The sequence below is a fragment of the Microbacterium pullorum genome, assembly GCF_014836535.1.
GTDB lineage: Bacteria > Actinomycetota > Actinomycetes > Actinomycetales > Microbacteriaceae > Microbacterium > Microbacterium pullorum.
Genome location: NZ_JACSQP010000004.1, coordinates 1 through 15,814, shown reverse-complemented (window position 1 = coordinate 15,814; position 15,814 = coordinate 1). Strand labels below are relative to the sequence as shown.

Here is a 15,814-nt window from a genome sequence, read left to right as displayed (position 1 = left end):
CGGCGGCACGCTCACGTGTTCGCCACCGGCTGGGGAGGGAGGCATCGCCTCGCTCCCCAGCACGGGGGTCAGCTGACCTCGCCGGCAGCTTCCTTGAGCGCCGCCTCGACATCCGACGTGCTCACATCCAACTGCTTCGCGACGCGCTTCTCGGCCTTCAACTCTGCCTTGTTGATGGCTTCCTCCAGGGTGCTTGCCCCAACGATGAGGAGCGCGGCCTGGCCGGTGTCGATGAGCTCGCCGAGCTCCTTGACATCAGCCCGAGAAAGACCACGGGAGAAGTGCCCGATCACCGCACCGACCGCACCGCCGAGGACCGCCGTTCCCACCAGAGCAGGGGGGAAGAGCAGCCCGATCACCGCACCGGCCGCGGCGCCACCCCACCCGCCGTGGCGCGTGGCCATCTCGTCCTTGTTCACATGCACTTTGCCCTTGTCGTCCTTGGTGATGACGGCGGCGTCGTACGAGCCGACAGCGCCATCGGAGTGCAACTCCTTCACCACGTCGTAATCAGATCGCGCTGCGGCTTCGTTCGCGTACGTGCCGATGAAAAGGAAGACACCGTCAGTCTTGGCCATGATCGACTCCTATCCGGTTGGGTTGTGTACCGATCACACCACCACCTCGGACGCCCCTCAACCCACTTGCGGTAACGCCGATGAAGTGGTCGGGTGGTCGTGAATCGTCTCGGTTTTGACGCCGCATCCTCTTGAGTCGGAAGGATGCATGTCATTGCCGAAGGCGTCCGACGATGGTCGGGACGTGGTTCGGGTGGGTCCACCAACAGAACGGGACCTTCGCCTCTGAGCGTGCCCTCGCTGAGCGGGAGGCTGGTGGATGCGGGCGCGGTTCAGCGGCCGCCACGTGAGCGCATCGGCGCGTCACCTTGCAGAGGAGTCTCATGCGCACGCTTCAGGACACCAAGCCCATCTGGCACGCGCTGATCTGGGTCGTGATTTACATCGTGTCGGTCAACATCGGCGACTACGTCGGCGAAGTGATCGCTTTTCCCGCGATGACGAGTGTCGTACTGATGGTGCTCTCCGTCGTACTTCTGGTGTATCTGCGAGTCGGTCGCCGGCTCGCGTTCTACGGGGTTCGTCGCGTGATGTCGGGAACCCTTCCGCGGACGCTCTTCTACGTTCCCCTCTTCGCGATCGCGTTCGTGCAGTACTTCACGGGCTTCGCGAGCGACCTGGACTGGCAGACGGTGGTGTCCGTGGTGCTGCTCGTGGTGGCGGTCGGATTCATCGAGGAACTCCTCTTCCGAGGATTCCTGCTCCAGGCGCTGCGCACCCGAGGCGGCGTGACACGGGCGATCATCATCTCAGGAGTCACGTTCGGCTTCGGCCACCTCGTAAACCTCCTGCGTGGATACTCGATCCCCGACCAGGCCCTGCAGCTCGTCGGTGCCGTCCTCATCGGAATCGCGCTCGCCTACTGCGTCGTGCTCACGGGCAGCATCCTGCCCGGCGTCGTGTTCCACGTGCTGTTCAACCTGAGCGGCGCGCTCACCGCGCATTCCGTGCTGGGTGACAGCATCACGATCGGGATCGTCGCCGTCGTGATGATCCCGTACATCCTGTTCCTCCGAAACCGCCTCGCCAAAGCTGGCCCCGCCGTCCCGACGAGCGCCGACCCCGAACGCTCCGTCGCCGAGACGGTACGCACGCCATAACCGGTGTAGGGAGCGGCCAGAGTTGTCCACCTACCGCTTGCGTTCTCCGCTGAAGCGAGCGCTAATTGTCCTGCCAGGATCCACCCGGGCTCGAGTCGACATGTCCGCGCCAGGTGACGATCGAGCGGGCAGTGTCTTCGTCGATTCCTGCGTGACGGAACCACTCGTCGACATCGAGCTGTCGATACATCTCGCGAAACGCCGAGTCCGGCGTATGACCGAACGCAGCGAGCACCCCGAGCCGCTCCTCGACCTCGAACGACCGCCCATGAAGCGCCGCCATTGCATCCGCGTTCGCGAACGAGACGAGGTAGTCGGCCACCGCGGCATCCTCGCTGGCGCCGATGGCTTTGAGGAGAAGTGCGGCGACGAGCCCTGTGCGGTCCCAGCCGGCTCCGCAGTGGAACAGGACGGCGCCCTTCGGAGCTGACGAGATCGCCTCGATCACCTGCGCAAGCTGGTGCGGCAGCTGCTGCAGGTGAGCAGCGTAATAGAGCGGCGTCCCCCACCGCCCGTCCGCCTCGAACGGCGCCCAGAACTCGCGTTCATCGCCGTCGAGATCGACGCACATCAGGAGCATGTCATCGGGCACTGCGCTTGTGGCCTCCTCCGGCCGCCGCAGGTCGATGACGGTACGCACCCCGTGATCACGAAGTGCCGCCCACCCCGACTCGTCCAGACGATCCAGCACCTCGGCCCGCACGAATACGCCCGCCGGAGTCAGCGAACCATTCTTCCGTTCCATGCCGCCGAGGTCGCGTGCGTTTGCAAGCCCGTCCACCGAGAGAGCCGTACTCATGCGGTCAGCCTCTCACGCGTGAGAGCGTCGCCATGCCATAGCCTCCGCCGTGTAGGTTCCCGCCTGAAATGGCGAAGGATGCCGCGATTCCACGGGATTTGACAACGACTAGGGGACGAGGATTCCACGCGAAGTGGCGGATTCCTCCAGCCCGTTGTTAAACGGTAGATCTGTCGGCGCTTAGGAGCGGTCGAACTTTCCGCATTGATCATCACGTCCATTCGGCCCGCGAGTTGACCGCGATCACCTTAGGTTCCATCGGCGATCCGTGAGAACCCTTTGTATACGACGCTATCCATCTCAGCCGGGTGCGGACGCGGCCGTCGTCCCCAAGCCCGAGCGAGGGGTAAGGCTGTCTCCGCCAGTGGCCACGCACGGACCAGGCTGCGCGATCGGGAGGCTCACCGTCGATCCCTCCCCGGTAGACGGATGCGTGATGACTGCCCGCTTGCACGCGCACAATCGTGAGCTCACCCTGCGGCTCGCCGCCGGCAACGACGCCGCCCGTGACATGCTCCGATTCGGTGATGCCACCTTGGGCGATCAACGCCCACACCGCCGCGAGCAGCTTCTGCTCCGGCCGGCTGTCATCCCAGACGGGGACGAACGGCACGCGGCCTGCCAGTTGTGGCCCGACCTGCTTGACATTGACGACGCCGGACCCTGCGACGCCAGCGACGTAGGTGCGTATGCGCCACATCGAACTGCCCTGCCGGTACCAGACCGCGCGCACATGGCGGTCGCTGTCGCCTGCTCGTTGCATGACGATCGGCCGCGCGAAAAACCAGATCGCGTTGATGTGGACTGGCAGCGGGTCGAGAACCTCTGCGTCTACAAGGCTGTCGACGGCGAGGTGCAAAAAATCCTCGTGTAGAAGAAATGACTCCTCGGGATGATCCGACGCATCACCGATAGCCGCGACGACCGCCGGTACCTTTGCGGCAGTGAAGAGCTGCGCCCGCGGGTTGAGGCGGGGCGGTTCACCAGCTGTAGGGGGCGGCACACGTAACAGGGAGTCAGCGGCGAGACGTTCGCCGGGGTGGCCGATCGTTTTGAGGGACCTCCCCAGCCAGACATGTTGATTAGCAAGGTCGAAAGCGATGTACAGGTTAGGTGGCGTCCACCCACGGGCGACGTAGTCACGGTCGACGTCCCGCAGCGGCGCCAGCAGCGCACGCGCATCCGCAACGTCGAGGACGGTGGACGGAAGCGGTTCCCCCGACACTGTGCAGAACCCGTACCGCGTGGCCGTGTCGCGGCTGTGAAATGCGACGATAACGGTGTCGCCATCCGGCAGTTGAGCACAATCCCTTAGCCGCGCTGCCATCGTCGGGATAATGCGACGGATCGCGTCGTCGTGCTGTTCGCGAATACCTTTCGCGAACTTCGACTGGCGTCGCTTCGGCTCCACGCGGCGACCTTCCTCCGCCAGAGCCCGGCCCCCGTTCAAATACACGCGCAACTTGCGAGCAAGCGCGTCACTGAGCTCCGCCTCGGGGCGGAGTGCCGGTTCACTCAAGCTCAGCAGCGCGTCAATCACGGTGCGGACATCAACGCCGAGCTCGTTGGCGATCTCGAAGACGCGGCGTGTGCCCATGAATTACATGATGGCGTGCCTCGCGTGGTCAACGAACCTGCAACGAGAAAGGGGCATGGCCGCGTTCTGGTCAGGCCCGGCTCCTGGCGCCGAAACTGGATACGGGCTGGATGCGAACGCCTGACTCGAGCGAGGTACGAATCGTCTATCTGCCAGCCGACTGCGTTTCCCCGTCAACGGCGTCGAGGCGCAAGGATGCGACATCGTCAATGCGGTTACCGGATGAATACGCATTGCCGCTGAGATCAAGGACCCATACAGCGGTGTCTCGATGGGTGGCGTAATCGCCAGCGTCCTCGTCCAGGATCTCAATGCTCTCTAGTTTGACTAGACACGTTGCCTGCGCGGTGTAATTGATCCAAAGATCGCGTGACTTTCGCTCGACCTGTACGCGCTCCACGCGAATGTCGAGCATCAAGATCTCGAGTATGTCCGCCGCGTCGAAGTCTGTCTTCGCCGCCAGCGTCTGGGTGAAATCCTTGGGCGTCCCGCCCGCCAACACGGCATCCTGAATAGCGTCGCGAAGCTGAAGCTCTTGCTCGTACTCAAGTTCGCCCTCCTCATCGAGGAACTGGCCCGGGACAACGAACTCCGAGATGCTCGCCAGGATCTGAACGTCCCATTCCACGCCGAGTTCTTCGACCTCCGCTAAGAGCTCGCGGTGTCGCGATGGCCCAAACGCGCGTTTGTCGGCGGACAAGAGAAATGCGTACGGATCTTCTGGTTCGCACGTGAGGAGCAGATCTACGAAGACGTGCCAGTGAAGCGCGTCCCGGTATCCGTTGCCTTCGCTGTCAAATGGTGCAGCTCGTGAGATTGCCCGCCGTGCGATCTCACGATGCTCTACCTCCGGGTAGTCGACAATCTCCGCACCCATCTGCTCTAGTCGAGACCGAAGAAGACTCGCGTACTCGGCGGCAAATGTGTCGGAAGCGTCAATGGCTTGTTGGATCAGTTCACGCGATCGCGGCGGCCAATTCTTGAGGGCCTTCTTCGCCTCGCGTTCGCGCGAAGCCGCGCCATCGCGGTAGCGTGCCACGGCTTCATCTATGGCGAGCTCTGGCACATACAGATCGAGTGCTTCGGAAGCGACCGCATCTGCCACCGCATCCCACTGCCGTCCCCGAAGCAGCGGATTGGCGACGATGATGTTGGCGTCAAGTAGCAAGAACACAGCTCGACCGTATCTGGCGCAGCCCTCCGACGGACCGAGGCCCGCGGTCGCGCGACGCGAGTCCGCACACGCGGGTGTCCTCGTCAGTGGCTATGCCGCGTCTCGTGAGCCTTTCGAGGTGGTTCTCGGCATCCCACCGGATCGCTCGACCGCTCCCACGGGCGGGCAGATGGCAGGATCGTGCGCATGACGCAGCTATTGGGACCCAAAGCGCTGCGCGCGCTTCTGTTTGTGGAGACGCTTAACGCTCAGGGTACCCACCCGACGAAATCGGACGTGAACGCCTTCATCGAGGCGCGGACGAATCTCTTCGACTTCGACCCCTACACGGACGGCCTCTACCCGCGAACCGTCGACTACCTCATCGATGCGCGCCTGCTGACGTACTCGGGTCGTCGACTCACGCTCACGTCCGCGGGAACAGCGATCCTTCGAGCAGCAATGGCCGACTCGTCGTCAACTGGCAGAACGCAACCGATCGAAGTCGTAGGTCGAATGACCGACCCCTTCGTCTACGCAGAGCTACTCGCGAGAATCGACGACGTCGCGGACGCGCTCGTGATCGACCCGTACCTGCACCCTTCCGACCTCGCCGCCCTCCTACGCCTATCTAACGTGAGGCGAATCCTCACCCGCGACACCCGCATCAACGGCATGACCAAGAGCGATCGAGCTCAGAAGCTGAAGATCGCCCTGGGCGCTCACCCCGAGACTCAGCTTCGCTTCGCGTCAGCCGGCTCGCGTGAGCTGCATGACCGGCTGATCCTCCCCGCTCGCGGCGGCGAGGCACTCATCCTCGGGACGTCGCTCGGCGGTACCCAGCTCACCGTCGTCACCCGCATCGGGGAGGACCCTACTTCCGCTCTCCGCACTCATTACAACAGCGTCTGGGATGGCGGCGCCCCGGTCGAGCCGATCACACGTGAGCCCGAAGACTGAGACCGCCTTTCTAGGCCCTCCAGCCGCGCTCCTGCGGGAGGCGGCAACCAGCGAAGCATGACACTCGCGGCGAAACCTGGGTGAGGGCCGGGCACCTCGATGAACACGTCACGGCGTGGCAGCCGCCGCCTGCATCTGGCGAATTGCGGCGTGAGCGTCCGCCAGCGGAATCCGCTCCTGCTCCACCCGTCGGCATCTGGCCGACGTGGAGTCATTGAGCAACTCGTAAAGCGCGCGCTCATGGTGTTCCAGATGCGCAGGCGCCGGGCGACCATCCGCCGAGATCGCATCCCCGCGCTTGTCGGTGTTTGTTCCGAACGCTTCCCACCGCTCGTAGGTCGGAACGTCCATGAAGAGCGACTCGGCGGAAATGCCGGCGGTCCGAAACTGGGCGAGGATGCGAAGTCCGTCAGCGTCCATGTCACCCCAGTACACGACGAGGGGTGCGTCGCGAAGCCAACTGAAGGCAGCGAACGCTGCGGCGCCCGATCCCGCCCCTTCGACAGCGATTGCGTCCGGCATCTCCGGAAAGTAGATAGCGGTGTCCTTATTCTCGCAAATGACGACGAGGTGCGGCGGGTACGCCGGGGTGAATGCGTCCCCAACAGTCGCTGAGTCGTGCTTGCGGCCTCCCGCCTCAATGTGCTGCGGGTCCAGGTACGTGAAATGGATGCGTGCAGGATGCGGGGGTAGGAGCCCCAAATCGTCGAGACCGGCCAGACGGGCGACCACCGCTCGTCGCGACTCAAGCCACTTCGTGTGGAATCCCTCAAGTGGCACCTGCCGCGGACTGAGGCCCGAGATCGGGCTCTCCTCGAACCAGGAAGCGGCCCGGACGAGCAAGTCGACATCAACAGGCGCCCAGTCCACTACCGCCCTGACGATTTTGCTGATCACGTTCCGGCGGTACGGGAACCGCGTGTCGATAAGCGAGCAGTACTCACGCGCGTGCCTCAACCGAGGCGCCCAGCGCGCCCCCGCGACCCTTGCCGCCACGTCCAAGCTCGGGACGAGGACGTGCGAGAGGATCGGATAGGTGACCCCCTCTATCCGTATGTTGCTTTCGACGACCGCCGCCCCGTGCGTGGAAGCCCACGTCCGCCACCGGTCAACCAAGTCGATGAGGTCGTCGTATCCGTCGGCAACCGTCGCGGCATCAGGGCGGCCAAGCGCGTATTGACGCGGCCACCACGTCTTCTCGCCTGTCACTTCCGCGGCGACATCCTCCGCCCACCGCTCTTCGACATGACGGTGAATCTGTCGCTCGATGTCCGCGATCTGCCTCACAAGGCCCCTATGTGGTGGACGTGATCGACGAATGAGTGGCCCGTCTCTCGGTTCTTCGAGATGACAATGGTCCGCGCGACATGCGGTTCCAGGCCCGTGTACTTGTCAAGCGGGGCACCGACGATTAGCTGGAATCCCAGCCCCTTCCACGCCTCGACGGCGCGGCCCGCGTACTCCGAGTCCGCCTTGATGAAGCCTTCATCGAGGAATACCGGTGCGAACCTCGGCAACTGCCCCAGCTCGTCGCCGAGCTGGAAACGGAGGGCGGCGCCGACGATAAAGGCGACAAGCTCTTGCATCTCCCCGCCGCTTTTACCGGCCAGCGATGAGTACTCAGCGGTCGGTTCACTATCTCGGTCGAGCTCTCGGGCTGTGATCTCCACGTGCCGACGGACATCGAGGATGTCTTCACGGGCGACGGTCTCACGCTGTGTGGGGTTCAGAGCCGGGTCATCACGCCTGCGGATACGGGCGATGAACTCTCTCATCTGCGCGAACCTCGCCACCAGCTCTTCATCGGTCGTGCTCGTCGTCGCGAGCTTTCTGAACGACTCCAGTTCACGACGGAACGTCGTCACCGTCTGCGGCGCGAGCCGCCTCATCTCGATCCTCAAGCGCCCATCCGATGGTCCGAACGGCAGCTTCTCGAGGATCGCGTTTACCGAGTCGAGGCGTGCACCGATCTCGTCCACCGAGGAACTCATCGCGCTACCAAGTAACCGGAGGCTCTTTCCCGACCACTGCAGCGCACTCCGCCGCCACTGTTCCCGCTGCTGATGGATGCCGACCCGCGTGATCTCTTCGAGGATCCCCAGGTACTCCCGGTATGAAGCGAGGGAGGCGCCGCGTGTCGGGTCGTACCACTGGTTTTGGAAGCTGTGAAACGTCCGTTCAAGCTGCTGGACGGCTGACTGCTCCACCGACGCAGCACGAGCAACCTCATCCCCGAGATGATCGCTGAGACGCTTGAGGTTAACCTTCCACGTTTGGCTGGTCGCCTCCTCGCCCGCGAGGATCCGCTGCCACGCGGCGTCGACCTTGGCGTTCAGAGCGTCCTCGAGAACGACTGTAGTGTCATCTTCGAGCGCCCACAGAGCCGTCTTCGCCTCGTCGACGACATCCACGTTCTTTTCATGCGCAACTCCGAGGTCCTTCCTAACCTCCTCAAGCTTGTGTTGGTGCCGCTGGGCGATACCGACCGCAGCCGCCATCTCCTCCACCTGCGTCTTGAGCGTCGCGAGTGCACCGTCAGCTGCGAGCAGGTCGGCTTGCTGCTTTTGCAGCATGGCTCCCAAGGTGACTGGCGTCTGCACGTCTACGTCGGTCCACCCGAAGAACAGGGTCTTCTCGTACGCGTTGCCACGAGATCGGAGATCGGAGATCTGTCTCTCGATGCCGACGCGGGCGTCCAGGGAGACTGCGAGAGCTTCGTCGATATCTCGGGCTTCGCGTTCGAACTGCCGGCGGATGTCGGCGTTGTCGAACCCGACGATCGGTCGGCTGCTGTTCACTCCATGCGCGCCCCGCGTTCCTCGGCGGGTCTGACCGCTCGGGGTGACCCGCAGGCCGTCACCGCGCAGCTGACTTGGCATCTGCACACAAAGGGCGTTGCGCGACGGGTCGGCGATGTGGTCGATGACCCACCCCTGGTAGGGGGAATCCTGGTACACGAGCTTGCCGGCCACCTTCTCCGGGTCGAGCAGTGTCGTGCGCGGGTTGTTGCCACGCACGACACCGTCGAAATGCAGCCGGGGGCTGATGTGGAGCGGTTCGATGGCCTGCGAGAAGTGATCTTGGAGCTCTGCAGGGATAAGCATGAGCCGGGCGCTGGCGGACAGGATCGTCTCCACCGCATGCCGCCAGCCTTCCTCGCCGTCCGCGATGTCGATGAGTTCCGCTACATAGGGGAGGTCAGTGACCGGGATCCCAGACGCTTCCGAGACGAGGAGGCGCCGTTCGATCATGGACTTATCGATGCGACTGGTGCGCCCCTCCAGGGAGCGAAGCTCGCCACGGATTCTCACCTTCGCGTCGCCGAGAGGGACTTCCTCACCAAGCATCCGGTCGCGGGCGTCCCGAAGATCCCTCTCCTGCATCTGAGCGAGGGCGGGGAAGGCGCGCGCGTCGGCCTGCAGACGGAGGAAGTCTTGCTCGGTGTCGATCGTCGCGTCCAGAACGGCAAGCGGTTCCTCCAACCGCACCCGCGTCCGCCGGCGGCTTTCAGCTTCGGCCTCATGCGCGGCGATCTCGACGGTCAGCTGCCTGTCCCGGTCGCCGCCGCCAGCGGCATACTCGGCCTTCGCAAGATCCAGCGCCTCCTCCTGCGCGAGCGTGACGGCCCTTGCCGCCCGCAACTGCTCGTCGGTCGTCACTATCTGCTCACGGAGCTGGTCCGCTTCCGCGTCAAGGATTCGCACGTGAGTGCGTAGCCGCCACAGTCCCGCCGGGGTGTCGTGCGCGTCGACGGCACCGAGCGCCCGAGCCTGCGCAATGTCGATCTGCGCGACGGCCATCTGTTCGTGCAACTCGACGATCGGAGCGAGCAGGTCCGCCTGTTGCTGTGAGACCTCCATCTTCCGGTACATCTCATCCAGCTCATCGAACGTCGCGATCGCTTCATCGGCGACCTTGAAAGTCTCCGGGAGTTCGATGACCAGCTTTTTGTACAGTTCGTCCACGGTCCTGCTCATCGTGCCCGATTGAATTCGAGCGAGAAGGTCGAGCGCTTTCGCACCGTCGCCGCTCTGGCCGATGCCCAGGCGGGAGAACAGTGCCTGAGAGAACTCCTCGTACGACCCATAAATGCGAAGTTCAGGCCACCGTGCCTTCAGCGCTTTCGCCGGATACGACTCGGATCCGATCCTCGCGAACTCGTACAGATCCCCAACGTCGAACGTGCCCGGGATCGTCATCATGCGCTTCAGGATGTCCCCGTCGCGGGAAGCGGAGGACGGCACGAAATAGGAACGGACGACGGTGAATCGGCTACCGGTGTCGGCGATGAACGTGGCACCGACGGCACCCCACGTCGGCTTACCCTGCCCGCGGAGGCTCTTGTCGACGGTGACCCCGGCTTCAACAGTGTCATCCGTCTTCCCCTTCAAATACGTGCGGAGGGATCTCTGGTCAGTCCCGCGCACTCGCCCTCCCGCGGCGGCGTTCGAGGCACCGTTGAAGGCGACGTCGGAAGGCATCATGAGGGCGAGATAGGCGTCGAGGACGGTGGATTTGCCCACCCCGGATGCACCCGTGACGATGGTCGCGTCCGGGTGGAATTCAAACGTCGTCGTCTTCTGGTGGAAACCGCCCCAGTTGATGACCTGGATCTGCTCGATTCGCCAGTGCGTGTCGGGGATGAGGGGGCGTGCGCTGTGCGCGGCGAGGGTGACGTCAGTCATTGGTCGGGTCCTCGGAGGTCAGGAAAGCGAGCAGTTCACGGAGCTTGGTCACGGGCATCAGTCGTTCGATGACGGGAGAGATGATGTAGACACCCTCCTCCTTGGTTGAGTCGAGGAGCCCAGTCGCAGCAACTGCGAGGATCGCCCGGTCGACGCGGCCGGCGTCCATGTGATGATCGGTGGCCGACTTCGGTCGGACAGACACGGTGAACGCGTGGATGTCGGCAGCAGTGACGATGGCGCGCGACGCACCGGCGACTGTCTGGTTGCGATGAGCGATGCATAGACAGATGAGGACAATGGTCTGTTCCCGGTTCCATGTCATCGAACGCAGTAGGTGCGGGAACGTGCGGGTGGAATCGGTGTTGCGGACCTGCACCTTGAAGGCGACCTCGTACCGGGAGTCGTACTCGAGATCGAGGTACAAATCGTTGAGCCGCGACCGGATGTCGTAACGGTGGGTGGTCAGCCCCTTCCACTCCTTCTTGTGGGTCGCGGCAGTAATGAACCGATTGCTCAACAACGCGACCAGTGCAGCACGTGCGTCAGCGTGAAGGGTCCCGGAGTCGCCATCGAATTGGACGATCGTCGAACGTTCGTCGTCGACTTCCCTCTCCTCACCGAGCAGGTCCAACGGGGTACGGTCGGTCGGGTCGTCAGCGATCGTGTCGAGCTCCGTCACCTCTTCAAAGTCAGCGTTCGTCGTCATCGACTTCTCTCTTGGGCGTTGGCGCGAGCTCCGGCATCACAAGTACCTGTTCGGTGCCATCGGGTCGGCGGGTCGCGTACTGCTCGGTGCGTCCGGTCCGCACCAAGTCCTCCCGGTCAGCGACCAGATGTAGCACCCCGAGCGCGTCTACCGGTCGGCGAACGTCGTCGGGAAGGTAGGGGAACACGTGCGTCGCGACCGTCCAGTCGCCGCCGCCTGCGGCGACGTCAAGCGCTACACGCAGCACGTCCAGGTGCGGACCTCCGTATCGGCGGAGATCTTCGAGACTCATCGTGTCCGGTCGCTCCAGCTCGGTGTCGTCAAGCGGGTCGAGAGGGATGTCGGAAGCCGGGTCGTAGAACTTCTCCCGGAGATATGCGATCTCCGCGCTATCTGGAACAAGCGCAGCGGGGATGTCGATACGGGGACCGGCGTTCTGCATCCACGTTCCTAGCGCCTCCTCGAGCTGCCTCAGCACACGGTCGAGCTCCCGATCCTCAGCGACGTTCCTTGAACGGATAAACGTGTTGAGGGTTCCGACTGTGTCGACAATCTTCGTCATCGTCTCGCGTGCCCCGTCGCGGACGATCCCAACGATCCCGACCATCGCGTTCTTCTCAGCGGGGCGAAGGACGGAGGCGATGTCGGGGTGACCAACCAGCGACGCGATGTCGGACCGGAGCTGGTCGAGGAGGGCATCGTCGTCGAGGAGGTTGAACGCGCCCTCGAAAGCGCGACCTTCTGCCGTCGCGGTGGTCAGGTCCTCTGCCCGGGAGAGGAAGTCGGCGACGATCTCGCCGGCCGGGCGATCATCGGCACGGAAGTCGGCTCGCAACTGTTCTTGGAGGGCTTCGACGACTTCGCCGACACGCGCGAACTCGATCGGGAGGCCTGAGACGAGGTCCTGCAGCTCGACGAGACCTTCCAGGATGTAGTCCGCCGACACCGCCTCGAGCGCGCCACCGGCATCCAGCCTCGCAAGTTCGGCCTCGTGAGCAATGATCTGGTCGCGGATCCGCTGCTTGCGGGCTTCCACATCCGGGTTTGCGGCGACACTCAGCCTGTTCGCGGTATCGACGATGTTCTTGATGCGGTGTTCGGACAGATTCGCCCGGTCTCGAGTGAGGTCACGGACCAGCCCGAGCGCCTGCATCGCATGGGAAGTGAGGGTGTACGTCGTGCCGTCGACGTCACGTGTCAGCCAGCGACGACGCACCCACAGCATGCATACATCCCGGCCGTCCCCGTCGGGAATGTGCGGGAGTCCACGTTCGCGAAGCTCCCGCAGCTGCGCATCGACAACTTGGTGGAGCCTGGCAGCCGGCTGCGTCTTCTGATCCTGCGGAAACGCGGAGCGAAGGATCGCGACGTTCGCCGGAGCAAGCGTGCCACGCAACAGCGACAGAGTCGGCTCCTCGAACGCAGCAATGACGCGGGCATGCTCTCCAACGATGCTGCTCACTCGGACCTCCCCCAGGCCGCCCTATTCGTCTCGACGGCCATGCTGTCGGAGGGCTCCGACATCGCCGCGCCGATGCACTCCCGACCATTCTTGTCTGGCGTGGGAATGAAAAGCTAGGTGCGGCAGTCCACACTGACAGGCGCGGTCGGTCAGGATTGCCCCGCCGCGCCTCGGCAAGCCGGACCTCAGCACGAAAGGCGTAGCGGACACCCATGGCAGGTTGAAGGACGACGTCTTGCGGACCTGGTGGAAGGGGGGAAGAACTCTCTCAGCTCTGATCCCAGGCCTCAACGAGGTACCAGGTCGAATCATCCAACGCTGAGATCATTTCGACCCCAGCGGCGGCAAAGTTGGTCTTGATGTCCAACCCCGGGGCGTGGAAGAGGTACGGGTAACCGCCGTCCTGCAGCATCTGGACATGACCGTTCTCTGAAGCGGTGAGCAGATGATCAACCCAGGTACGGTACGGAACGTGCGCGACCCGCTGCGACCTCAGCGTGCCAACGTAACTCGTTCGCTGCGCGTATGGGAGGTTGCCGATCTGCCGGAGGTCGTGAGCGCTGATGTCGTACACGTGCGCGTCGTATCCGAGCATCGGCCGTCCTCTCCGTCGTCGCTCCGAATGTACCGCGCCACGAACCATCGGGCCCTCAGACGTTTCCAGGCTATTCGGAATCAGGGGTGTAGCGCGGGTCTGAATCCTCCGGCTTCGAGCAGTGACCGGGCGATGTAGTGGGTGAGGTTCCGGAAGCCGAGCGCGGAGCCGCGGAGGTGCTCGAGGCGCCCGTTGATCGCCTCTGTCGGACCGTTCGACGTGCCGGGCCGGTCGAAGAACGCAAGGACGTCTGCGGCGCGCTGCTTCAACGTCCGGCCGAGGCGTCGAACCTCGGTCAGCGTCGCGGGGACGCCGCTGCTGACCGCGTCGATCACCGACCGCATCATCTCCTTCGCCTTGTTCTTGTCGGGTTCGCGGTAGGCGGCGACGATGCGCTGGTAGATGCCCCAGGTCGCTTCGACCTCGACGTGCTCCTCGACCGCGAACACCGCGTCCAGCCGTGCAGTCTGCTTCTCGGTGAGGAAGCTCACGCCGGTGTGGAGGATGCGGCGGACCCCGTAGAGCGGGTCCCCGGCGTGACCGCGGTGCCCGAGAGTGTCCTGCTGAACCCTCTGCCGGGTCCGGTCCAGGGCGTCACCGGCGAGCCGGACGACATGGAACGGATCCATCACCGGGACCGCGTCGGGGAGTTCCTCGGACGCGGCGGTCTTGAACCCACTGAACCCATCCATCGCGACCACTTCGATCTGCTTCGACCACTCCTTGGGCCGGGCGGCGAGCCACTGCTTGAACACCGACTTCGACCGACCCTCGACCATGTCCAGCAGCCGTGCGGGACCTGTCTTGTTGCGGGCGGGCGTGAGGTCGATGATCACGGTCACGTACTTGTCACCGAACCGGGTGTGACGCCAGACGTGCTCGTCGACGCCGATCGTGGTCACCCCGTCGAACCGGGCCGGGTCGTCGATGAGTCGACGCTTGCCCTCGGCGAGGATCGCGGTGTTCGCGGTATGCCACGACACCCCCAGCCCTGCCGCTGCGCGGGAGACGGTGAGGTGGTCGACGACGATCGCGGTCAGTGCCCAGCCGACCCCGCCGCGGGAGATCTTCGCGCGCGGCGCTGCCGCCTTCGACGTGTCCTGCCGCCAGGTGCGCCGGCAGTGCGCGCACCGGTACCGGCGCACCCGGACCAGCAGCGTCGTGGGCCGATGCCCGAACGGCTCATGCGCCAGCGGCCGGGTCACGGTGTCGCGCGGCACGCCCTCCGCGCCGCACTTCCGACACCACGGGTCGTCGTCGAGGACGCGGCACTCCAGCACCGCCCGATCAGGCTCGAGCAGCTGGCCGACAGCTTCGAGGCCAAGCTCGTCGAGACGGCAGAACGTGGTGAGGTCAGGTGTCGCAAACGTAAGGTGGTGCAAGTCGAGGTCTTCCGGCGGATGGGCAGTGTAGGAACTTCCATCCTGGAAGACCTCGACACCTATATCCGTGAAATCCCACGAGCGGAGCAGCGCGAGCCTCGTCAGCTCGTCAGTGGCGGGGGCTTGCGCCTGCTACTCGTCGAAGCGAGCGCCCTCGGCGCGCGGACGGCGAATCGCGAGCAGCAGAACAACAACCGCGCCCACTGGAACGATCGCGAGCAATGCCCACCAGCCGGACAAGTTCGAGTCGTGCAGCCGACGCGCGGCGACGCTCACCCCGGGTATCACCGTCGCGAGCATCCACAGCCCCGCGAAGAGGAGCGCGAAGGACGCGATCGGGTTGCTCGGCACATCGCCTACTGCCCAGGCCGGGAGGTCGAAGTGCGCATAGAAGAGCGAGCCGAACGGCCCCAACGCGACCGTCGGCTCGGGGGTCTGACCGGTCACCAGCACCGGAACACCGACCTGCGCGATCAGCAGCACGACAGCGTTGATCAGCTGCCACCACCAGTACTCGCTCCGGCTCGCGCGCCCACGCAGACGAAAGGCATGGCCCACGAAGCGCCCCATCGCGTCGGAGATCGACGCGCCGCGAAGCGGCGCACTGCTGGGAATCGTCGCCGCCGCGTAGCTCACGTCGCGATCCTAGCGGGACGAGCCTCACCGACCACGTAGCGAACAACGACACTTACACCCTCAACTGCGAAGAGCCATAGGGGCTCATCGCAGTTGAGCGTGTAGGTGGCTGAGCGCGATCGTGGCCGGGTAGGCGTCGAGGTCTCCATCAGGATGGA

At 64.3% G+C, this 15,814-nt stretch carries 13 protein-coding genes; 2 read left to right on the top strand and 11 right to left on the bottom strand.

Features of this window, described 5'->3' with window-relative positions; genetic code table 11:
- Positions 1-68: 68 nt before the first annotated feature.
- Complete coding sequence (locus H9651_RS06995; RefSeq protein WP_191718589.1) at positions 69-578, bottom strand: DUF1269 domain-containing protein; 510 nt, start codon at positions 576-578, stop codon at positions 69-71.
- A 323-nt stretch (positions 579-901) separates the two neighbouring features.
- On the opposite strand from H9651_RS06995, the gene H9651_RS06990 reads away from it, so the two are divergent.
- Positions 902-1,678, top strand: a complete 777-nt coding sequence (locus tag H9651_RS06990) for a CPBP family intramembrane glutamic endopeptidase (RefSeq protein ID WP_191718588.1) — start codon at positions 902-904, stop codon at positions 1,676-1,678.
- 61 nt (positions 1,679-1,739) lie between these two features.
- On the opposite strand, the gene H9651_RS06985 is transcribed toward H9651_RS06990, so the two are convergent.
- The 3 genes from H9651_RS06985 to H9651_RS06975 form a co-directional block, all read right to left on the bottom strand.
- Positions 1,740-2,477, bottom strand: coding sequence for a tyrosine-protein phosphatase (locus tag H9651_RS06985; RefSeq protein WP_191718587.1), 738 nt, complete (start codon positions 2,475-2,477; stop codon positions 1,740-1,742).
- Between the two features lie 211 nt (positions 2,478-2,688).
- Positions 2,689-4,074 carry a hypothetical protein gene (locus H9651_RS06980; protein ID WP_191718586.1) on the bottom strand — a complete coding sequence of 462 codons (1,386 nt, stop codon included), beginning with the start codon at positions 4,072-4,074 and terminating at the stop codon, positions 2,689-2,691.
- A 145-nt stretch (positions 4,075-4,219) separates the two neighbouring features.
- Positions 4,220-5,248 (bottom strand): PIN domain-containing protein, encoded by a 1,029-nt coding sequence (locus H9651_RS06975; protein ID WP_191718585.1) that lies wholly within the window; start codon positions 5,246-5,248, stop codon positions 4,220-4,222.
- Between the two features lie 186 nt (positions 5,249-5,434).
- Here H9651_RS06975 and H9651_RS06970 point away from each other — a divergent pair, with 186 nt between their 5' ends.
- A complete protein-coding gene (locus H9651_RS06970) occupies positions 5,435-6,187 on the top strand; it encodes a hypothetical protein (protein ID WP_191718584.1) in 753 nt (250 codons plus the stop codon).
- Positions 6,188-6,295: 108 nt separating this feature from the next.
- Here the strand turns inward: H9651_RS06970 and H9651_RS15020 are convergent, their stop codons facing one another.
- From H9651_RS15020 to H9651_RS06935, 7 genes are all read right to left on the bottom strand, one after another.
- A complete protein-coding gene (locus H9651_RS15020; protein WP_191718583.1) occupies positions 6,296-7,474 on the bottom strand; it encodes a Wadjet anti-phage system protein JetD domain-containing protein in 1,179 nt (392 codons plus the stop codon).
- Entirely contained in the window at positions 7,471-10,872 is a 3,402-nt protein-coding gene (locus tag H9651_RS06960) for an ATP-binding protein (protein ID WP_191718582.1), read from the bottom strand. Before H9651_RS06960 ends, H9651_RS15020 begins: the two co-directional genes overlap by 4 nt.
- Positions 10,865-11,581 carry a DUF4194 domain-containing protein gene (locus H9651_RS06955; protein WP_191718581.1) on the bottom strand — a complete coding sequence of 239 codons (717 nt, stop codon included), beginning with the start codon at positions 11,579-11,581 and terminating at the stop codon, positions 10,865-10,867. The genes H9651_RS06960 and H9651_RS06955 overlap by 8 nt, the downstream gene beginning before the upstream one ends.
- On the bottom strand, positions 11,565-13,043 hold the full coding sequence (locus H9651_RS06950) for a DUF3375 family protein (RefSeq protein WP_191718580.1): 1,479 nt from the start codon (positions 13,041-13,043) through the stop codon (positions 11,565-11,567). The genes H9651_RS06955 and H9651_RS06950 overlap by 17 nt, the downstream gene beginning before the upstream one ends.
- 268 nt (positions 13,044-13,311) lie before the next feature.
- Positions 13,312-13,638: a hypothetical protein gene (locus H9651_RS06945; protein WP_191718579.1), complete on the bottom strand. Its 327-nt coding sequence runs from the start codon at positions 13,636-13,638 to the stop codon at positions 13,312-13,314.
- A gap of 80 nt (positions 13,639-13,718) precedes the next feature.
- The gene (locus H9651_RS06940; protein WP_191718578.1) at positions 13,719-15,020 is read right to left on the bottom strand and encodes an ISL3 family transposase; all 1,302 of its coding nucleotides are present in this window, start codon (positions 15,018-15,020) and stop codon (positions 13,719-13,721) included.
- 132 nt (positions 15,021-15,152) lie between these two features.
- On the bottom strand, positions 15,153-15,656 hold the full coding sequence (locus H9651_RS06935; RefSeq protein ID WP_191718577.1) for a DUF805 domain-containing protein: 504 nt from the start codon (positions 15,654-15,656) through the stop codon (positions 15,153-15,155).
- Positions 15,657-15,814 lie beyond the last annotated feature (158 nt).